The sequence below is a fragment of the Raineyella sp. genome, assembly GCF_034933565.1.
In the GTDB taxonomy this organism is placed as follows: Bacteria; Actinomycetota; Actinomycetes; order Propionibacteriales; family Propionibacteriaceae; genus Raineyella.
Window position 1 is genome coordinate 170,042 of the sequence record NZ_JAYFNG010000011.1, and the last position, 20,304, is coordinate 190,345.

The window sequence follows — 20,304 nt, forward strand, 5'->3', positions numbered from 1 at the left end:
ACAGCCCGGACTCGAGGATCTGCAGGCCCTCGTGGTCCGGGGTGACGTCGAAGACGACGTTGTCGCCCTCGTGCAGCCGCCCGGACAGCACCGCGCGGGCCAGCTGGTCCTCCAGGGTCGACTGGATCAGCCGGCGCAGCGGCCGCGCCCCGTACACCGGGTCGAAGCCCTTCGACCCCAGCCACTGCGTCGCCGCCGGGGTGGCCGTGACGCAGATCCGCCGATCCGCCATCCGGCGGTTGAGCCGGCCGAGCTGGATGTCGACGATCCGGGTCAGCTCCGCCCGGGTCAGCGGCTTGAACAGCACCACCTCGTCGAGCCGGTTGAGGAACTCCGGCTTGAACGAGGCCCGGACGACCCCCATCACCGCCTCCCGCTTGGCGTCCTCGGGCAGCGACTGGTCGGCGAGGAACTGCGAGCCCAGGTTCGAGGTGAGGATCAGGATCGTGTTGCGGAAGTCGACCGTACGTCCCTGACCGTCGGTCAGCCGGCCGTCGTCGAGCACCTGCAGCAGGATGTCGAACACCTCGGGGTGGGCCTTCTCGACCTCATCGAGCAGGATCACCGAGTACGGGCGGCGACGGACGGCCTCGGTCAGCTGGCCACCCTCCTCGTAGCCGATGTAGCCCGGAGGGGCACCGACGAGACGGGCCACCGAGTGCTTCTCGGAGTACTCGCTCATGTCGATCCGGACCATGCTCTGCTCGTCGTCGAAGAGGAACTCCGCCAACGACTTCGCCAGCTCGGTCTTGCCGACACCGGTCGGGCCGAGGAACAGGAACGAGCCGGTCGGCTTGTTCGGATCGGAGATCCCGGCCCGCGACCGCCGTACGGCATCGGCGACGGCGGTGACGGCCTCGGACTGGCCGATCAGCCGCTTGCCGAGGTAGTCCTCCATGTGCAGCAGCTTCTCCGACTCGCCCTGCAGCATCTTCCCCACCGGGATGCCGGTCCAGGCGGAGACCACCTCGGCGATGTCCTGGGCGGTCACCTCCTCCGACACCATCGGCTTGGTGTTCTTCTCGGCCTCGTCGGCCCTCGCCAGTTCCTTCTCCAGCGCCGGGATCTCGCCGTAGAGGATCTCCGAGGCATGCCCCAGGTCACCGTCGCGCTGGGCCCGGTCGGCCTCGGAGCGCTTGGCATCGATCTGCTTGCGGATCTCACCGACCCGGTTCAGGCCCTGCTTCTCCGCCTCCCAGCGCTGCTCCAGGCCGCGCAGGGTCTCCTGGGTGTCGGCCAGTTCGGCGTTCAGCCGGGCCAGCCGCTCCTGGGTGGCCGGGTCGGACTCCTTCGCCAGCGCCATCCGCTCCATCGTCAGCCGGTCCACCTTGCGGCGCAGCTCGTCGATCTCCACCGGGGAGGAGTCGATCTCCATCCGCAGCCGCGACGCCGCCTCGTCGACCAGGTCGATCGCCTTGTCGGGCAGCTTGCGGCCGGTGATGTAGCGGTGCGACAGGGTCGCCGCCGCGACCAGCGCCTGGTCGGTGATGGCCACCTTGTGGTGCGCCTCGTACCGTTCCCGCAGGCCACGCAGGATCGCGATCGAGTCCTCCACGCTCGGCTCGCCGACGAACACCTGCTGGAACCGCCGCTCGAACGCCGGATCCTTCTCGATGTTCTCCCGGTACTCGTCCAGCGTGGTCGCGCCGATCAGCCGCAGCTCGCCGCGGGCCAGCATCGGCTTGAGCATGTTGCCGGCATCCATCGAGGAGTCGCCGGTCGCGCCGGCGCCGATCACCGTGTGGATCTCGTCGATGAAGGTGACGATCTGGCCCTCGGCGTCCTTGATCTCGGCGAGCACGCTCTTCAGCCGCTCCTCGAACTCGCCGCGGTACTTCGCGCCGGCGACCATGCCGCCGAGGTCGAGGCTGATCAGTCGGCGCCCCTTCAGCGAGTCGGGCACATCACCGGCCACGATCCGCTGGGCCAGCCCCTCGACGACAGCGGTCTTGCCGACGCCGGGCTCACCGATCAGCACCGGGTTGTTCTTCGTCCGCCGCGCGAGGACCTGGATGACCCGGCGGATCTCCTGGTCACGGCCGATGACCGGGTCCAGCTTGCCCTCCCGGGCCGCGGCGGTCATGTCGTAGCCGTACTGCTCCAGCGCGCTCGAGGTGCCCTCCTGGCCCTCCGACGTCACCCGCTTGGAGCCGCGGGCGTCCTGGAAGGCCTTGGTCAGGGCCTGGGCGCCGGCCCCCTGCCGCTCGAGGAGCTTCTTCGCCTCGGAGTCGATCGCCGCCAGGGCGATCAGCAGGTGCTCGGTGGCGATGTAGCTGTCACCGAGCTTCTCGGCGCGGGTCTCGGCGTCGGCGAGCACACGGGCCACCGCCCCGGACAGCTGCGGCTGGGAGACCGACGACCCGGAGGCGGCCGGCAGGCGCTTGATCGCCTTCTCCGCCTCGGCCTCGAGCGTCCGCGGGTCGGCGTCGATCGACTCGAGCAGCGGCCCGACGGTGTTCTCCGGGGTGATCAGCAGCGCGTGCAGCAGATGCACGGCCTCGACGTTGGGGTTGCCGTTGGTGAGCGCGTCGCGTACGGCGGTGGAGTACGCGTCACGGCTCTTGGTGGTGAGCTTGTTGGCGTCCATGTGTCCTTTGTTCTCCGGCTCTGGTGCTGTTCTCCGGCCCTGGTGCTCCGGCTCGGGGCCGGCCCGTTCCCGAGCCTGCCACTGATGGGGTTCCGACGCCGTCGTTCGGCCGGGATCCGCGGCCCGGTAGTGCCGCCGGGGATCAGCGACCAAAGTTGAGCGTCATCGACTCAACCCTGTGAGGCGGCGGGTTATTCCCCGTCCGACGGATATCCCTCCGCTGCCCGGCTCAGCGGATCGTCACCGACGAGTCGAACCAGGCGAGGACGCGCTCCTCCCCGAACGGCCACACCGCGGCCAGTGCCGCGCCGACGACCGCCGCGCCCGGATCCTTGCCGAACGACGGCATCCCCGGCAGCGAGAAGCCACCCGACACCGGCCGCACCGGGGCGTCATCGGGCAGCCCGGCGAGCCGACGCGCCGCGGCGAGGCCCGCCTCGAGGTCCCCCAACTCGTCGACCAGCCCACGGTCCAGGGCATCGGCCCCGCTCCAGATCCGCCCGCGCCCGATCTCGTCGACCCGGCCCCGGTCGAGGTGGCGGCCCTCGGCCACCCGGGCGACGAACCGCCCGTACACCTCGTCCATCATCCGCTCCGCCCAGGCGCGCTCGCCCCCGGAGAACGCCCGGTTGGGGCTGCCGAACAGCGCCATCTCGCGCCCGACCGTCTCCGGGTTGCGGCCGATCCGGCCGTTCAGGTCGGTGATCACCGGCTTGCCCACGACGACACCGATGCTGCCGGTGAGGGTGAACGGGCTGGCCACCACGTGGTCGGCCGGCGCGAGGACGTAGTAGCCACCGGATGCGGCGACCTCGCCCATCACGGCGATCACCGGCTTGGTGCAGCGCGCCACCGCCCGGCAGATCACGTCCGAGGCGAGCGCGGAGCCACCGCCGGAGTCCACGTGCAGGACGATCGCCTTGGTGTGCTCGTCACGTTCGGCCCGGCGGAGCCCGGCCACGACCGTCTCCGAGCCGGCCGTCCCGCCGCCGAACAGCGGCGCGGACGGGCGGCTGCGCCCGGACACGATCGCGCCCGCCACCGGCACGACGGCGATCCCGTCCGCCTTCTTCGACCGACGCCGGCCGGCCATCCGGGCACCGGCCAGCTGCAGCGCCCGCGACCAGTCCTGCTCGGTCGGGACGGCGATCTCGTCGTCGTACGCGATCCGGGTGATCAGCCCCGCGTCGAGCAACTGGGCGGCGTTGCTGAACCCGGCGTCGAGGACCTCCGCGGTGAGCGCGGTGGGCGCCGACTCGACATGCTCCGCAGCGGGCGCGGCGCTCTGCGTGTCCGACTCGGTCCTCGGCGCATCGGGCGCCGCACTCGTGGTGGGCTCGACGGGCTCGACGGGCTCGGCGGGCTCGGCGGGCTCGGCGGGCTCGACGGGCTCGGCGACATGGCGACCGACGGCGGCGAGCCACGTACGTTCCGCGGAGTCGAGGTAGGCGGTGAGCTGCTCGCGCTCGAACTCGTCCATGTGGTCGTCGGAGAAGCTGGTCAGGGCCGACTTGTACTCGCGGATCCGGAGGTTCTCGAAGCCGATCCCGCGCCGGCTGAGCAATTCGCCGTAGTAGACCCGCTCGGCGGCGAATCCGGGCAGCATCACCTCGGCGGACTCCGGCGCCACCACCTCACGTACGCCACCGGCCGCGAGCAGACTGCGCATGGTGACCTGCGGAAGGTAGGCGACGACTCGCCGGTGGTCCTGCAGGCGTGCCAGGGCACGGCTGATCGCCTCACACGCGGCCAGGCCGGCGGTCAGGTTGACGATCCGGACGAGCACGCCGGTGACCGACGCCAGGTGGGCCAGCTGGTCGAGTCGCGCGGTCAGTGACTCCAGCGATTCGGCGCGGCCCAGCAGGGACTCCAGCGGGCGCCCCTGGAAGGTCGGGTAGTCGCCGTGCAGGTCCACCAGGGCCCAGGTGGAGGCGTCGTCCTCGACGTCACGCCCCACGGCATGTCGGAGCAGCTTCGGCAGGTCCGGGAAGGAGGTCAGGTTCGGCACGCCTCCACGGTACGTCGGCCCCTCTCGCCGCGGCGGGGACTCGTACGGCCGTGTGGCCCTGGGACCGCCGTTCGATGTCCGCGACCGGCAAAGCAGGGGCACCACGGGTGCCCGGAAGCCACCTCGGTCATGCGGAGGTTCCTTCCTGGTTGGTGAGGGGCACCGCGGGTGCCCGGAAGCCACCGTCTGCCATGCCGCACTGATTGTGTCAGCTGAGGGGCACCACGGGTGCCCGGAAGCCACACGACCGGCGTGGCCTGTGGACAGCCCGACACCTGTCCACAGATCCCGGGTGGCACCTTGTTGTCCGGCCGGGCGGCCCCTGCAATGGAGCCATGCGCACCGTCCAACCGCTCGAACCGCCCGCCGTGCCGCGCCTGCTCCGCCTCCGGACCATGGAGCTGGAAGGGCGGACCCCGGCCGACGTCGCACGCGCCGCCAAGGCCGGCCGGCTGCAGCGCGTCATCCGGGGGACGTACGTCGAGGAGCCCACGTCCGATGCCGCGTCACGACTGGTGGCCCGCGCGTACGCCTCGGCGCCGCGGTTGCTGCCAGGGATGGTGTTCAGCCACACGACCGCGGCGATGCTGCACGGCCTCACCCGGGACGAGCGGATCGTGGGCACGGCGCTCCACATCAGCCGCCCCGGCGCGGACGGCGGCTGGAGCCGGGGCGACCGCGAGGTGCACGCCACCCGGCTCGGCCCCGACGACGTCACGGCCGACCCGCTGCCCATGACAGCCCTGGCACGGACGGTCGTCGACTGTGCCCGTACGCTGCCCTTCGACCAGGCGGTCACCGTGGCCGACCGGGCCCTGCGCAGCGACCGACGACCCGAGGAGATCCGGCTGGCGATGGCCCGGGTGGCCGAACGTCTCAGGGGATGCAAGGGCATCGAACGGGCCCGGCGGGTCATCGCGTTCGCCGACCCGGGTGCAGCGAACGGTGGCGAGTCCGCCGTACGCGTGGCGCTGCACGTCCTCGGACTCCCCGCGCCGATCGTCCAGTACCGGGTCACCGATCCGTCGGACCCGTACTTCGAGGCCTTCGCCGATCTCGGGTGGCCCGACATGCGTACGCTGCTCGAGTTCGACGGGGTGGTGAAATACCGCGCCGGCAACCCGTCCGGTCGGCCCGGCCACGAGGTCCTCGTCGCCGAGAAGCGCCGGGAGGACAGACTGCGGGCCCTCGGCTGGCAGGTGGTGCGTGTCGTCTGGGCGGACCTGAGAAGGCCCGATCGGATCGCCGCCCAGCTGCGTCAGGCCTTCGCCCGCGGTACGCGGTGGCCGCGCCTCCAGGGTTGAACGGGCGCCCGGGAGGGGCCCCTTCGCCCGCAGTACGCGGTGGCCGCCGGACCCGCCGCCCGGAGCGGACCAGCTCACGGCCAGACCAGCTCACGGTCAGACCAGCTCACGATCGGAACGTCACAGCGGAGGCGCCGGCGGAACCTACGCCGGCAGGCGGCCCCACATCCAGGCGCCCCCGGTGCTCGCCCCTGTCCCCACACCCGATAGGGACCCACGCCCGCCGAGCCCATGCCGACACCTGGCCCCAGGGCCGGCAGTCCCCACGCCCCATTGGCCCCACGCCCCCGGGCCCAGCGGGCGGGCCCCACTCCCAGGTTTCCCACGCCAGGTCACCTATGCCTGGGCGTTACCGACACACGATGCGGCAGCGCCAGACGCTGCGGCATGGCCAGACGCTGCGTGGAATACCGAACGCGACCGGAAGTCCCGCAGCGTCTACACATTTCCCGCAGCGTTTGGAAGTCCCACCGCGTATGCACACTTCCGCAGCGTCTGGAAGGTCCGCAGGGTCTGGAGGGTCCGCAGCGTCTGGAGGGTCCGCAGCGTCTGGAGGGTCCGCAGCGTCTGGAGGGTCCGCAGCGTCTGGAGGGTCCGCAGCGTCTGGAGGGTTCGGGTCGACGCGCGGCCGGCACGCCACGGCGCGTGACACACCCCCACCACTAGAACATATGTACGCTTTCAGTCGAGACTCGAGCACCGGGAAGCAGGACGACCCATAGGGCCGGAAGGTCAGAGTGCCCGAGTGCCCGAAGGCCAGAGGGGCAGAGGGGCAGAGGCAAGGGGCGGAACGCCAGGCGACCAGGGCGCCGGGAGGTCGAAGAACAGAAGCCCGACGGCCGATGAGGCCCGAAGGCCAAAAGGTCGATGAGCCCGGGAGGGCCGGAGGGCCGGAGGGCCGGAGGGTCGGAGGGCCGGAGGGCCGGAGGGCCGGAGGGCCGGAGGGCCGGAGGGCCGGAGGGCCGGAAAGAGCGAGGTGGAGCGACATGGGCGGGACCGCGATGAGTCAGCTGGAGGCGCTGTTCCCCGTCGACGTGGTGGAGCGTCCGGTCCGGCGCGTCGGCCCGGACGCGACCCATGTGCCGGATCTGCTCACCCTGGAGGACCAGCGCCGCCTCGTGGCGGGCTCGCGGTCCTGGCCCGGCCAGCAGATCACCGCGCGCGGCGCGACACGGCGCCGGCACGTGACCGAGCTGCCCGACTGGCTGGTCGACCTCGCCCGCACCGCGCTCGGCCACGCCCTGCCGACGGCCGGGCATGCCGGCCTCGACCCGGAGCACTGGACGCCCGACAGTGCGCTGGTGACCCACCTCGCGCCCGGCACATTCCTGCGTCTCCACCGCCCCAAGGGCACCGGCCCGGTGGTCATCCTGTCCGTCGGGGACGCCGGCGAGTTCCGGCTGGGCAACACACAGACGCCCACCCGGCCCTATCGCAACGTCCTGCTGGAGTCCGGCGACGCGTTCGTCTACGGCGGTGTCGCCCGGGCCAGCTTCGTCGGGATGCCCCGCACCCGCCCGCACACGGCCCCCGACTGGTGCGGCCTCACCGAGGGGAGGATCGACATCGCCGTGACCACCCTCGCCTGACATACAGCCTCGCCGACCGAGCACCCCTCGCCGACCGTACAGACCCGCCGGACGTACGGCCCTGGCTGACGTCGGGACCGGCTGAGACCGCCTGGACGGGCGACCAGGCCGCTAGGCTGGGCGGACCGTACGCGCAAGGAGGGCCGGATGAGCAAGAAGACACACCGGGTCGGAGTGCTGACCGCAGGGGGCGACAGCCCGGGGCTGAACGCGGCGATCCGCGGGTTCGGCAAGGCGGCTGTGGGGCACCACGGCATGGAGGTGATCGGCTTCCGCGACGGCATCCGCGGCCTGGTCGAGAACCGCTACGTCCCGCTCGACACGGTGGCCCTGTCCGGCATCCTCACCACCGGCGGCACGATCCTCGGCACCTCGCGCGACAAGCCGCACAAGTTCCGGGTCGGCGACGAAACCGTCGACATGGTGCCGACGATCGTCGAGAACTACGAGAGGGACGAGCTGACCGCCCTGGTCTGCATCGGCGGTGGCGGCACCGCCAAGAACGCCCTGAAGCTGGCCAAGGCGGGGCTGAACATCATCCACCTGCCGAAGACGATCGACAACGACATCGCCCACACCGAGACCAGCTTCGGCTTCTCCACCGCGCTGGGCATCGCCACCGACGCGATCGACCGGCTGCACTCGACCGCCCACTCCCACCACCGGATCATCGTGGTGGAGACGATGGGCCACAAGGCCGGCTGGCTGGCCCTGGGGGCCGGGATCGCCGGCGGCGCCGACATCATCCTGCTGCCGGAGATCCCGTACAGCATCGAGTCGGTGGCCGCCTCGATCCAGGAGCGGGCCGCCCACGGCCACAACTTCTCCGTCGTGGCGATCGCCGAGGGTGCCCGCGACCTCCAGCGCACCGCCGATCTCGCCGCCGCCGAGGCGCTGGTCCGCAGCGCGACGACCCCCGAGGCCAAGACCGCCGCCAAGACCCACCTCAACGCCGTGGTCGCCGCCCATCGCAGCAACGCCTTCGACCTGGCCTCCGCGCTCGAGGCCGCGACCGGCCTGGAGTCCCGCGTCACCGTGCTGGGCTACGTCCAGCGCGGCGGCACCCCCGACGCCCAGGACCGGGTGCTGGGCACCGTGCTCGGCGGCGCCGGCGCCGCGCTGATCGCGGAGGGACACTACGGGGTGACGGTGACCGCGCAGGGACAGGCCGCGGTGCCCGTGCCGCTGGAGGACGTGGCCGGCCACCTCAAGACCGTCCCCCTCGACCACCCCTGGCTGCTCGCCGCCCGCCACGTGGGGACGGGCATGGGCGACTGACGCCCGACGCCGGCAGCTGAGCGCCGCCCCGAGGCGGCGCTCAGTCGACCGTCTCCGGCGGGGACGGGAGCCGACCGGTGGCCACCGCGTCGCGGAACGCCCGGAAGTCCCGCAGGGACTGTTCGGCGTAGTCGAAGGACCAGTCGACGATGGCGTCCGCGGCCGCCGAGTTCCGCCCCAGGTAGCCGACGATCCGGGCGAAGCCGGGGCTCTGGGCGTGGGCCCGGGCCAGCATGGTGGCGCAGGTGGCGGCGTACGCCCCGAAGGCCTCCGGTCCGAGGCCGTCGAGCTCCATCGAGCCCTTCATGTCGTGGAACTGGCGTACGTAGTAGTCGCGGCCGTCGAGTCGGAAGTGCCCCAGGAACGGATCGGACACCACCTGCAGGACGCGCTGCAGCGCCACGACCCGGTGGCCGTCGCCGTACGCCCCGAAACGCTCGACGACCGCGTCGGGGAAGGTCATCCCGCCGTAGCGGTTGAGGACCGTCTCCGTCGCCTCCTTGACCTGCAGCAGGAGGGTGTCGCCATCGGCCCCCTCCAGCAGCACCAGGAAGCAGCGGGTGCCGACGCTGCCCACCCCGACGACGCGGCGGACGACGTCGACCGGCGCGTACTGCGACAGCACCAGGCTCAGGTCGACCCCGACGCCGGCGCGGTACTCCGCGTAGAGGCGCAGCATCTCGTCCTGCTCGACGGCCATGTGGGTCATCCGCGGTGGTTCCTCGACGAACCGGCGGACGCCACCCGCCCCGACCTCGGTGGTGCGCCGGACGGCCCGCTCGGACGTACGCTTCTGGGCCCGGGCCAGGGCGGCGTCGAGCGCCCCGCGGGATCTGTCGTCCAGGGCGGCGCGGGAGTTGTCGATGTTGCCGTGCAGGAAGTAGCGGGCGACCGGCGACATGGCCAGCAGCGAGGCCATCGAGCGCTGGTAGGTGCGGACCGTGTCGGTGGTGATGGCGCGGATCGCGGCCTCGTCGTAGCCGGCGTCCACCCCGCCGACGACGACACTGGTCGCCAGCCGCTTGACGTCCCACTCCCAGGGCGCGACGCCGGCCTCGTCGAAGTCGTTGAGATCGAAGACCAGGCGCCGCTCCGGGGAGGCGAAGAAGCCGAAGTTGCTGAGGTGGGCGTCCCCGCAGGACGCCACGATCAGACCGGTGTGCGGGTCCTCGCCGAGGTCGGCGGCCATCAGCGCCGCGGTGCCCCGATAGAACGCGAACGGGCTGGCGAGCATCCGCTCCGTACGCAGCGGGATGAGGTCCTGGAGCCGGATGGCGTTCTGCTCCTCCAGGATGGCGATCGGGTCGCGCCCGTGCGGGACGCTGCGGGCCAGGCCCTTGCGGGGCAACCGTCGCCGCGCGGCCCTGCCCTCGGCGAGCGCCTCCGCCCGTGAGTTCACCCGCGCCTGCCCGTGCACGATGTCCATGAGCACAGTATCGACACCCCGAACCGCTCCTGTCGCGGGACACTCGCGACTAGGCTCCCGTCATGGCAACGCCGCTCGACACGCGCATCCCGCCGCCGGCGTGGACACTGGGCCTCGGAGTGGTCCAGTGGCTGCTCGCGGGCCGGCCGGACTACCGCCGCCGGCCGGGCCCGGCGCGCTTCCTCGTGGCGGGCACGGTGGGCACGGCCAGTGCCGTGCTCGGCATCGCCGCGGTCAGCGAGTTCATCCGCCGCGGCACGACGGTCCACCCCGGCACCCCGGAACACGCCAGCACGCTGGTCACCGAGCGGGTCTACCGCTTCACCCGCAACCCGATGTACCTCTCGCTCACCGGGGCACTGGTGACCAACGCGGCCTGGCTCGGCTCGGTCCGCGCGGTCGCCCCGGTGGCGGCGCTCGCCGGGATCCTCACGGCGGTCCAGATCCTGCCCGAGGAGCGCGCCCTGCAGGACCTCTTCGGCGAGACGTACGAGGACTACCGTCGGCGCGTCCCGCGCTGGCTGGGCGTGCCGGGTCACGGCGGCCGGCGCGACCCCGAGCCCGGGCACCACGGCCGGGCCGGGCACGGATCTGACAGCGACGCCGGCCGGGAGCACGACCGGAGACCCGGCAGCCGAGCCGAGCGCAGCCGCCGGGATGCGGCCGGGCACGAGCCCAGCGGCCGGGCCGAGCACGAGCCCAGCGGCGGCGTCCCGTGACGCCCGTGATCGCCGAGCCACGGCTGCGCAACCCGCTGATGCGGCTGGGCGTGGCCGTCTCCGAGCGGATCGTCGGCCGCCGGCTGACCATCGCGCGACTGCTGGCCTGGTCGCCGCGGGTGGCGATCGGCGCGGGCCTGCTCGAGGCCACCACTCCCGTCCCGGGCCCGGGACTGCCGGAACGTACGCTCAAGCTCGCCCGGCTGACCGCCTCACTGACGGTGAACTGCGCGTTCTGCCTCGACATGAACGCCAGCGGGCACCGCCGGGCCGGGATCAGCGACGAGGAGGTGTACGCGCTGCGCGACGGGCGGGCCTCGGCGGCGGACGGCTTCAGCCCCGACGAGCTGCTGGTGATCGCGTACGCCCGGGGGATGTCGGCCACTCCGATCGACATCGACGACGAGATCCGCGACGCGATGGCGGCCACCTTCGGCGAACGCCGGCTCGTGGAGCTGGCGTCGGCGATCGCGGCGGTGAACCACTGGGCCCGGCTCGCCCAGGCGCTCGACGTCCCGCCGGCCGGCTTCGGGGACCACTGCCTCGCGGGCGGACAGCCGACGGACGCGCCCCGTCCCCGACAGCCAGGAGACGCGCCCCACCCCGGACGGCCAGCGGATCCCCATCCCGGACGGCCAGAGGATCTTCCCCATCCCGGACAGCCAGAGGATGCACCCCCCGCCCGACAGCCTGGGGAGCGGCCCCGCCCCGGAACGGAGGACGCATCATGACGGACTGCGGCTGCACCGGCTCCCACGAGACCCGCCGGGTGGCGGTCACCGGCGGACCGGGCGCGGGCAAGACGGCCTTCCTCGAGCTCGCCCGGCAGAGCTTCTGCCGTCACGTGGTGGTGGTGCAGGAGGCGGCCGGGGTGGTGTTCGGTGGTGGCTTCCCACGCGACGGCTCGCTGATCGCCCGGCAGGCCGGGCAACGGGCGATCTACTACGTGCAACGCGAGCTGGAGTCGGTCGGCGACAGCCATGAGCCGGCGATCCTGCTGTGCGACCGGGGCACCGTCGACGGCGCCGCGTACTGGCCGGGCAGCCCCGAGGAATACTGGGCCTCGGTCGGCACCACCCTGCAACAGGAGCTCTCCCGCTACGACGCGGTGATCCACCTGCGTACGCCCACCGCGGCGCAGGGCTACAACCGGCTCAACCCGCTGCGGGTCGAATCGGCCGAGGACGCGATGGCCATCGACGAGCGCATCCTGGCGGTCTGGTCGAGCCACCCGCACCACTACGTGGTGGACCCGTCGCCGGCGTTCCTCGACAAGGTCAGCCGGGCGATCCAGCTGCTACGCCAGGAAGTGCCGCACTGCTGCGGCGGCGAGGCGCCCGACCCGGACGCCGACGACGGCTGGCCCTGACGATCGGACCGGCCGGGCGTCGGCGCCGTCGACCGACGCTGCGGCGGCCACCGGCTGGACCGGCTAACGGTCGGCGCTGTTGGTCCCGCCGACTCTCGACGGACCGGCTCAGCCCTTGAGCCGGGGGTAGGTCGGCAGATCGGTGCGCAGTGCCTCCAGCGCGACACCACGCAACCAGGCCTGGCCACGTGACAGCGTGGAGCCGATCCGGGAGTAGACCGCGGTGGGCGGGCTCGGCACCGGCCAGGGCAGGGCCCGGATGGCCAGATCGTGGCGCCGCTTGAAGGTCTCCGCGAAGTAGCGCGGAAGCAGCGCGACCAGGTCGGTGCTCTCCAGCGCATGGGGCACCGCCGCGTATCCGTCGACGACCAGGAAGACCCGCTCGGCCAGCCCGTGCTCGTGCAGCGCCTCGCGCAGGAACACGTGGCCTCCGGTGCCGGTGACCTCGACGAAGCGCCGCGACTGCAGGCCCTGCTGACCGGGCTCGAGCGGATACCGGGCGCCGGTGACCGCGACGTACTCGACGTCGTAGAAAGGTTCTCGCCAGAGCCGCTCGCTGCGCAGCACGGTCATGGTGATGGCCAGGTCGACCACGCCACGGACGAGCCCCTCTTCCACCGTACCGACGTCGAGCGGCGTGACCCGCAGCCGCACCCCGGGAGCCCGGCGCTCCACCGCGCCGACGATCGTCGGCAGCCAGGAGATCTCGCCCATCGACGACAGCGAGAGGACGAACTCCCCGCGCAGTGCCGCCGGGTCGAACTCACCCGCTGCCGCGGCCGTGACGGAATCGATCGTCGACAGCGGCTCCCGCAGCGCGTCGTACAGTGCCGCCGCACGGCTGGTCGGGACCAGGGTGTTGCCCGCCCGCCGGAACAGCTCGTCACCGAACCGGCGCCGCAACCTCCCGAGCGTGTAGCTCACGGTGGGCTGGGACACGTGCAGCCGCTCCGCGGACGCGGTCACGCTCCGCGTCTCGTACAGCACGAGCAGCGTACGCAACGAGTTCAGATCCTCCGCCACACATAGAGGATATCTATATGCCAATCATTCAACATCTATTCGCTTTGGGTGATGCAGGTCACTTAGCCTCATGGCATCCGGAGGACCCCCGACTCCGGAGACGGACCTCAACGACGAGGAGAACACGAACCATGACCCCCCTCACCCAGACCTCGGTCGACGAGCACGCCGGCCCGCGGACGTCGGGCGCGCAGGTGCTCACCGCCGCACTGTGCTGGAGCAGCGTCATCCTCGAGGGATTCGACCTCGTGACGCTCGGCGCGGTGATCCCCGCCCTGCTGGGCACCGAGCACCTGGGCTTCACCCCGAGCTCCGCGACCCTGCTGGCCACGATGTCCCTGGTCGGCGTCGGGGTCGGCGCCAGCCTGGTCGGCCCGATCTCCGACCGTCTCGGCCGCCGGGTCGCCGTGATCGGCTCCGTGCTGCTGTTCTCGGTCTTCACCCTGCTCCAGCCGCTGGCCACCAGCGTGGCGATGTTCACGATCCTGCGGTTCGTCGCCGGTGTCGGCCTCGGCGCCGTGCAGCCGGTGGCCCTGACGATCATGAGCGAGGTGACCCCACCGAAGCACAAGGCGAAGGCGACCACCGTCACCATGACCGGCTACCACCTGGGTGCCGTCCTCGCCTCCCTCTTCGCCCTCGCCAGCGGTCACCAGTGGACGCTGCTGTTCTACGTCGGTGGCGGTCTGGGCCTCGTGCTCGCCGTGCTCCAGTTCTTCGCCCTGCCCGACTCGCGCCCCCAGCACTCCGGCGCCGAGAAGCTCCCGCTGTCCGCGCTGCTCAGCCGCCCCTACCGGCGGGCCAGCATCGGCACCTGGGTGGGCGCCTTCATGGGCCTGCTCCTCGTCTACGGCCTGCTCACCTGGCTCCCGCAGATCATGAAGTCGGCCGGGTACTCGCTGGACAGCTCCCTGGTGATGCTCTTCGTGATGAACGTCGGCGCCGTGGTCGGGCTGCTGCTCGCCGGCTGGATCGCCGACACCAAGGGCATCCGGCCCTCCGCCCTCGTCTGGTTCGCGCTGAGCGCCGTCTTCCTGGCCCTGCTGAGCATCAGGTTCACCCACACCCTCGCCCTCAACGCGGTGGTCTTCGTCACCGGTGTCTTCGTCTTCTCGGCGATGACGCTGATCTACGCCCTGGTCGCCCACCTCTACCCCTCGGACATCCGCGGCACCGCGATGGGCCTGACCTCCGGCATCGGCCGGCTCGGCTCGATCGCCGGCCCGATGGTCACCGGCGCACTGGTCGCCAACGGGCTGGGCCACCCATGGGGCTTCTGGTTCTTCGCCGTCGTGGCCGTGCTCGGCCTGGTGGCCCTCCTCACCGTGCCGGCCGACCCGCCCGCCCCGCTCGGTCACCACGCCGCCGACAGGAGCACACTCGACAGCAGCGCCACCCCCGATGACCACGGCAGCAACGCCGCTGTCGACGACCGCGACAACAGCCTCTTCACCGACGACCGCCCGGCCACCGGCCGCTGACCCGCCACCACCTTCCAGGAGCACACCATGACCGAGCACACCATGACTGCGCACGCCCAGGATCGTGAGATCGTCGGCACCACGGTCGGCATCGTCGGTGGCGGCCCCGCCGGCCTGATGCTGTCCCACCTGCTCGCCCGCGAGGGCGTCGACAACGTCGTGATCGACAACCGTCCGCACGACACCATCGCCACCACCCACCGGGCCGGCATCCTCGAGGCCGGCAGCGTACGGATGCTCACCGAGACCGGCGCGATCAGCCGGATCCCCACCGAAGGCTATGAGCACGCCGGCATCTACCTGCGCTTCAACGGCGAGAACCACCATCTCGACTTCAAGAAGCTCGTCGGCCGGACCGTCTGGCTCTACCCCCAGAACGATGCGTTCCTCGACCTCGCGGCCACCCGGGAGCGCGACGGCGGCGACGTACGGTTCGGCGTCTCGGACGTCACCGTCGAGGGCATCGAGTCCGACCGGCCGACGATCGACTTCACCGATGCCGACGGCACGCCGAAGCGGATCGAGTGCCGGATCGTCGTCGGCGCCGACGGTTCCCGGTCGAAGTGCCGCGACCTGGTGCCCGGCCGGGTCAAGCACACGATGACCTACCCGTTCGCCTGGTTCGGCATCCTGGCGAGGACCCCGTTCCAGGCCGACGAGCTGATCTACTGCCACGGCGAGTCCGGCTTCGCGCTGATCAGCCAGCGCACCCCCGAGATCCAGCGGATGTACTTCCAGTGCGACCCGTCCACGAAGGCAGCGGACTGGACCGACGAGCAGATCTGGGACCGCTTCGACGAGATCCTCGACGGCCCCGACGGCTTCCGGCTGCAGCGCGGCGAGATCATCGAGAAGACCGTGCTCCAGTTCCGCTCGTTCGTCCAGGAGCCGATGCAGCACGCCAATCTCTTCCTCGCCGGCGACGCCGCCCACACCGTCCCGCCGACCGGCGCCAAGGGCCTCAACCTGGCCTTCGCGGATGTCGCGCTGCTCGCCCCGGCGCTGGTCCGGTGGGCCCGGACGGGTGACCGCTCCGCCCTCGACACGTACGGCGAGCGGGCGGCCAAGCGGATCTGGAAGGCGCAGAACTTCAGCTACTGGATGACCCAGATGCTGCACACCCACACCGACGCCAACAGCTTCACCGAGAAGCGCCAGCTCGGCGAGCTGATGTCGGTGACGTCGTCGCCGGACTCGATGAAGTACCTCGCCGAGTGCTACACCGGCTGGCCGTACGATCTGCTGGGGCCGGAGGAGCCGGCGACCGGAACGGGCACCCTCACGGCGCCCGAGAGCGTGGGGGCGACCCGATGAGCAGCTACCAGATGCAGCAGGCCATCTTCGACCACCTGCGCCGGCTCGAGGATCCGGCGGACACCCGGCGCCCCGACGACGTGGCGGTCACCGGCTACGAGCTCACCGCCGAGGAACGCGCTGCGCTGAGGGCCGGCGACGTGGCGGCCTTCTACGCCCGCGGCGTCCACCCCGTGCTGATCAACGCGTACTGCCGGGCGAACGGATGGAAGCGGGCGGACTACCGCGTCCTCTTCCCCGCCGGCTCCGACGCCGTCACCGGCCACCCGCGCTGGCGCGGGTACGGCTCCCGCACCGACGGACGCCTGGGGGCCGACGGCCGGTTCCACCTCAGCGGCGCCGTACGGGAGGCATGATGGCCGAGATCGTGCTGGCCTGCTCGGCCTCCCACGCCCCGATGATGTCCGCCGACCCCGCATCGGCCCCGCCGGAGATGCGGGAGCGCTTCTTCGCCGCGATGGGCTACGTACGTGGCCGGGTCCACGAGGCCGGGGCCCAGGCGGTGGTGCTCATGTCCGGGGAGCACTTCACCAATTTCTTCCTCGACAACCTGCCCCAGCTCAGCGTCGGCCTCGGCGAGTCCCATCTCGGCCCGGTGGAGAAGTGGCTGGGCATCCCGCGCACGCTCGTCCCCGGGGACCCCGGTCTGGGGAGCGCGATCCTGGCCGGCACCGTCCGGCGCGGCTTCCAGCCCTCCCTCGCCAGCCGGCTGACGGTGGACCACGGCTTCATGACCGTCTACCACGAGCTCTCCCCCGCGATGGACCTGCCGCTGGTGCCGATCGTGATGAACTGCACCACCCCGCCCCTCATGACGCTGCGCCAGGCGTACGACTTCGGCGCCGCGGTCGGCGAGGCGATCCGTGCGTACGCCGGTCTGGACCGGGTCGTGCTGATGGGCGCCGGTGGGCTGTCGCACTTCGTCGGCGAGCCGCGCGTCGGCGACATCGACGAGGACTTCGACCTGTGGTTCCTGCGCCAACTGGAGCTCGGCTGCCCGCCCGAGCTGCTCGACATCGACAACGACGAGCTGATGATCGCCGGCAACGGCACCGGCGAGGTCCGCGCCTGGGCCGCCTGCGCCGGCGCGATGCAGGGCTCGCGGACGACCGCACTGGCGTACGAACCGATCAGCGAGTGGATCAACGGCATGGGCGTCGTCCTGCACGAGCCGGCCGGCCGGGAGGCCGTCGAGGCTCCCGCCAGCATCTTCGTCCCCTGAACGGGAACCCGAGAGGACCATCATGACCGACCCCGTGATCGACACGGACGCCACCGCCCCGCCGACCCCCGAGCCAGCGGCCCCCGACCGGGTGACCCGTACCCCGGTGACCCCGGGGCAGGCGGCCCCGGGCCAGGAGCCCCCTGTCGCCGTGATCGATGCCCCGGTGATCGACGTCCACGCGCACGCGATGCCGATGCCGGTGCTGCGCTGGCTGGCGGACCGGGGGCTGGCGGACCTGTCGCGTACGGACGACAACATCGTCGTGCTCGACCCGAGGATCTCCGGCGTCGGCCCGGGTGCCCCGCTGCCGCTCGCCCGCTCCATGCACGACCCGGCAGAACGCCTCTGGGAGATGGACAACGCCGGCGTCGACATGGGGCTCGTCTCGCTGCCGCCGTTCCTGTTCGCCACCACCTGTGACGATCCGGCCCTGGTCGCGGAGGTGGTCCGACGCGGCAACGACGCGCTCGCCGACTACTGCGCGACGGCCCCCGAGCGGCTGCGACCGCTCGGGGCGGTGCCGCTGGGCTGGCCAGGGGCGGCGGACGAGGCACGCCGCTGCCTGGACGAGCTCGGCTTCGCCGGCATCGCGATCGGCTCGAGGGGCGGCGGCCGTGACCTGGACGCCTCGGTCAACGATCCCCTGTGGAGCCTGCTCAGCGAACGGAGGACGTTCACCTTCCTGCACCCCTCCGGCGTGCCGGACCCCGACCGGCTCGGCGACTTCTGGTTCCCCCAGCTCGTCGGGTACCCGATGGAGACGGCGATCGCGACCGCTCGCCTCGCGTTCGGTGGCGTTCTGGAACGTACGCCGCTGGTGCTGTGCCTCGCGCACGGCGGGGGCTGTCTCGGCGACCTGCGGGGCCGTCTGGACATGGGCTGGGAACGCAAGCGGGTCGCGCACACGACCTCGGTGCCGCCGTCCCAGCTCTTCGACCGGCTGTACTACGACACCGCCGTGTTCGCCCCCGAGGCGCTGCGTCACCTCGTCGACACCGTGGGCGCCGGCCAGGTGCTGCTCGGGACCGACCATCCCTTCGACCTGGCCGAGAAGGACCCCGTGGGCTTCGTCCGATCGGCGGACCTGGGCGCGTCAGCGGAAGCCTCGATCCTCGGTCGGACCGCGGCCGGACTGTTGGGTGGTCTCCTCAGCCCGGCGATGTCGGTGCGGGCTTGAGATTCTATGAGCTGAGAGGGGCAGGGGTGACTGGGCGGTCTCCTCAGCCCGGCGGTCATGTGGCCCGCACAACTCGGCCAGACGTAGGAGCCTCGTACGGCTTGATGTCACAGAACCGCACGCGCGCCGACGTCTCGATCATGATCCGCCTCCTTGCCCAATCCCACGTAGCGGGCATCGAGGGCCCCTGCCACGACACCATTGCGGCGCGAGCAGCTGGTGGCCACGAGAACATGGCGCGCCGCTCGCGAGTCTGGCGCCCGCATCAGGACTGGTGATCAGCGAACGGTCAGGTTCGACTCAGATGCAACAAAGGCTCGCCTGTTCCAAGTCGATATCACCGCTCGCGTCGGTCAGCATCCCCCCTAGTCGACGTGCCATGATTTGGGCGTCACTCTCCCGGGCTTCGGCCCGGGACCTTCGTTGAGGGCTCCGTGCGCTAGTCCACGCCAAGGCAACCGACTCTCTCCCGGGCTTCGGCCCGGGACCTTCGTTGAGGGGAGAAGAGCGCCCCGCCGGGTCAGGTCGGCAACTTCGCCGCTCTCCCGGGCTTCGGCCCGGGACCTTCGTTGAGGGGGCTGAGGTGTGGCTCGACGGGTGGATCCCGTTCCGGCTCTCCCGGGCTTCGGCCCGGGACCTTCGTTGAGGGCAGGAGCCAACAGCGAACCAGGAGAAAGATGAACTCTCCCGGGCTTCGGCCCGGGACCTTCGTTGAGGGGGGCGCCCCGTTCGATGGGGGGCTCGGCCGGGCCGGCCCTCTCCCGGGCTTCGGCCCGGGACCTTCGTTGAGGGCAGATAGCGTCGTCCCGGACTGCGGCCCGCGCGGCCCTCTCCCGGGCTTCGGCCCGGGACCTTCGTTGAGGGCCTCATCCTCGGCAAGCTCACTCCGAGCACCCCCTCCTCTCCCGGGCTTCGGCCCGGGACCTTCGTTGAGGGTTGACCCACGTCCGCTGGTACCTGCACGTCCTCGGCTCTCCCGGGCTTCGGCCCGGGACCTTCGTTGAGGGCGGAGGAGGCTGATGTCGATCTCGCTACCAGCGGCTCTCCCGGGCTTCGGCCCGGGACCTTCGTTGAGGGCGTGTCAACGGGGGAGTGGTCGCCCCCAACACGCGGCTCTCTCCCGGGCTTCGGCCCGGGACCTTCGTTGAGGGCCGGCGCCTTGGGTGTTCCGGTCGCCCTTGCGGACTCTCCCGGGCTTCGGCCCGGGACCTTCGTTGAGGGATCTACCCCGATGGGCGGACGGTGCCCGTCCCCTGCTCTCCCGGGCTTCGGCCCGGGACCTTCGTTGAGGGGTCACCGGGCCCTCCCCCACGGCGAAGACCGTCCAGGGGCTCTCCCGGGCTTCGGCCCGGGACCTTCGTTGAGGGATGGCGGCCATGTCGACGTCGTCGTGGAAGAACACCTCTCCCGGGCTTCGGCCCGGGACCTTCGTTGAGGGCCGTCTGGCCCGGGTCTCGCCCGAAGTCGACGGTCCTCTCCCGGGCTTCGGCCCGGGACCTTCGTTGAGGGAGGGGGATGGTGTCGACGACACGCCACACCCGGGCCTCTCCCGGGCTTCGGCCCGGGACCTTCGTTGAGGGATGAAGCTCCGCGACTTCAGCGGGGCGCGCCTGGCCCCTCTCCCGGGCTTCGGCCCGGGACCTTCGTTGAGGGCGGATGGACCACGGCAAGCTGCAGCTCGCCGTCAAGCTCTCCCGGGCTTCGGCCCGGGACCTTCGTTGAGGGGAAGTCGTCCTCCGGTCCGACTCCCCCAACGCGATCTCGCCCGGGCTTCGGCCCGGGACCTTCGTTGAGGGGAGGCCGG

Annotated in this window: 14 protein-coding genes, 1 pseudogene and 1 CRISPR repeat array; of the genes and pseudogenes, 11 read left to right on the forward strand and 4 right to left on the reverse strand. The window is 71.7% G+C overall.

Features of this window, described 5'->3' with window-relative positions; genetic code table 11:
* Window positions 1-13 precede the first annotated feature (13 nt).
* Together clpB and VB059_RS04270 are read right to left on the reverse strand one after the other, a co-directional pair.
* Window positions 14-2,587 (reverse strand): annotated as a pseudogene (gene clpB / locus VB059_RS04265) (ATP-dependent chaperone ClpB); the annotation flags it as partial.
* Window positions 2,588-2,816: 229 nt separating this feature from the next.
* Window positions 2,817-4,595: a S49 family peptidase gene (locus VB059_RS04270; protein ID WP_323420784.1), complete on the reverse strand. Its 1,779-nt coding sequence runs from the start codon at window positions 4,593-4,595 to the stop codon at window positions 2,817-2,819.
* 335 nt (window positions 4,596-4,930) lie between these two features.
* On the opposite strand from VB059_RS04270, the gene VB059_RS04275 reads away from it, so the two are divergent.
* The 3 genes from VB059_RS04275 to VB059_RS04285 all read left to right on the forward strand — a co-directional run bounded on the left by VB059_RS04275 (window position 4,931) and on the right by VB059_RS04285 (window position 8,766).
* Complete coding sequence (locus VB059_RS04275) at window positions 4,931-5,899, forward strand: hypothetical protein (protein ID WP_323420785.1); 969 nt, start codon at window positions 4,931-4,933, stop codon at window positions 5,897-5,899.
* 986 nt (window positions 5,900-6,885) lie between these two features.
* Window positions 6,886-7,488, forward strand: coding sequence for an alpha-ketoglutarate-dependent dioxygenase AlkB (locus VB059_RS04280; protein WP_323420786.1), 603 nt, complete (start codon window positions 6,886-6,888; stop codon window positions 7,486-7,488).
* A gap of 147 nt (window positions 7,489-7,635) precedes the next feature.
* The gene (locus tag VB059_RS04285; protein ID WP_323420787.1) at window positions 7,636-8,766 is read left to right on the forward strand and encodes an ATP-dependent 6-phosphofructokinase; all 1,131 of its coding nucleotides are present in this window, start codon (window positions 7,636-7,638) and stop codon (window positions 8,764-8,766) included.
* A gap of 40 nt (window positions 8,767-8,806) precedes the next feature.
* On the opposite strand, the gene VB059_RS04290 is transcribed toward VB059_RS04285, so the two are convergent.
* The gene (locus VB059_RS04290) at window positions 8,807-10,192 is read right to left on the reverse strand and encodes a DUF2252 domain-containing protein (protein WP_323420788.1); all 1,386 of its coding nucleotides are present in this window, start codon (window positions 10,190-10,192) and stop codon (window positions 8,807-8,809) included.
* A gap of 62 nt (window positions 10,193-10,254) precedes the next feature.
* On the opposite strand from VB059_RS04290, the gene VB059_RS04295 reads away from it, so the two are divergent.
* Genes VB059_RS04295 through VB059_RS04305 form a run of 3 tightly spaced genes read left to right on the forward strand, consistent with a single transcriptional unit; the run spans window position 10,255 to window position 12,280 of the window.
* Window positions 10,255-10,911, forward strand: coding sequence for an isoprenylcysteine carboxylmethyltransferase family protein (locus VB059_RS04295; protein WP_323420789.1), 657 nt, complete (start codon window positions 10,255-10,257; stop codon window positions 10,909-10,911).
* A 5-nt stretch (window positions 10,912-10,916) separates the two neighbouring features.
* On the forward strand, window positions 10,917-11,642 hold the full coding sequence (locus tag VB059_RS04300) for a carboxymuconolactone decarboxylase family protein (protein ID WP_323420790.1): 726 nt from the start codon (window positions 10,917-10,919) through the stop codon (window positions 11,640-11,642).
* Window positions 11,639-12,280, forward strand: coding sequence for an ATP-binding protein (locus VB059_RS04305; RefSeq protein WP_323420791.1), 642 nt, complete (start codon window positions 11,639-11,641; stop codon window positions 12,278-12,280). Before VB059_RS04300 ends, VB059_RS04305 begins: the two co-directional genes overlap by 4 nt.
* 108 nt (window positions 12,281-12,388) lie before the next feature.
* Here the strand turns inward: VB059_RS04305 and VB059_RS04310 are convergent, their stop codons facing one another.
* Entirely contained in the window at window positions 12,389-13,303 is a 915-nt protein-coding gene (locus tag VB059_RS04310; RefSeq protein WP_323420792.1) for a LysR family transcriptional regulator, read from the reverse strand.
* Window positions 13,304-13,434: 131 nt separating this feature from the next.
* Here VB059_RS04310 and VB059_RS04315 point away from each other — a divergent pair, with 131 nt between their 5' ends.
* The 5 genes from VB059_RS04315 to VB059_RS04335 are packed head-to-tail and all read left to right on the forward strand — an operon-like array spanning window position 13,435 to window position 18,500.
* Complete coding sequence (locus VB059_RS04315) at window positions 13,435-14,784, forward strand: aromatic acid/H+ symport family MFS transporter (RefSeq protein WP_323420793.1); 1,350 nt, start codon at window positions 13,435-13,437, stop codon at window positions 14,782-14,784.
* Between the two features lie 27 nt (window positions 14,785-14,811).
* Window positions 14,812-16,098: a 4-hydroxybenzoate 3-monooxygenase gene (locus VB059_RS04320; RefSeq protein ID WP_323420794.1), complete on the forward strand. Its 1,287-nt coding sequence runs from the start codon at window positions 14,812-14,814 to the stop codon at window positions 16,096-16,098.
* The gene (locus VB059_RS04325; protein WP_323420795.1) at window positions 16,095-16,454 is read left to right on the forward strand and encodes a hypothetical protein; all 360 of its coding nucleotides are present in this window, start codon (window positions 16,095-16,097) and stop codon (window positions 16,452-16,454) included. The genes VB059_RS04320 and VB059_RS04325 overlap by 4 nt, the downstream gene beginning before the upstream one ends.
* Entirely contained in the window at window positions 16,454-17,320 is an 867-nt protein-coding gene (locus VB059_RS04330; protein WP_323420796.1) for a hypothetical protein, read from the forward strand. Before VB059_RS04325 ends, VB059_RS04330 begins: the two co-directional genes overlap by 1 nt.
* 22 nt (window positions 17,321-17,342) lie before the next feature.
* The gene (locus VB059_RS04335) at window positions 17,343-18,500 is read left to right on the forward strand and encodes an amidohydrolase family protein (RefSeq protein WP_323420797.1); all 1,158 of its coding nucleotides are present in this window, start codon (window positions 17,343-17,345) and stop codon (window positions 18,498-18,500) included.
* A 394-nt stretch (window positions 18,501-18,894) separates the two neighbouring features.
* Window positions 18,895-20,296: direct repeats of the CRISPR family, unit length 36 nt; unit sequence CTCTCCCGGGCTTCGGCCCGGGACCTTCGTTGAGGG.
* Window positions 20,297-20,304 lie beyond the last annotated feature (8 nt).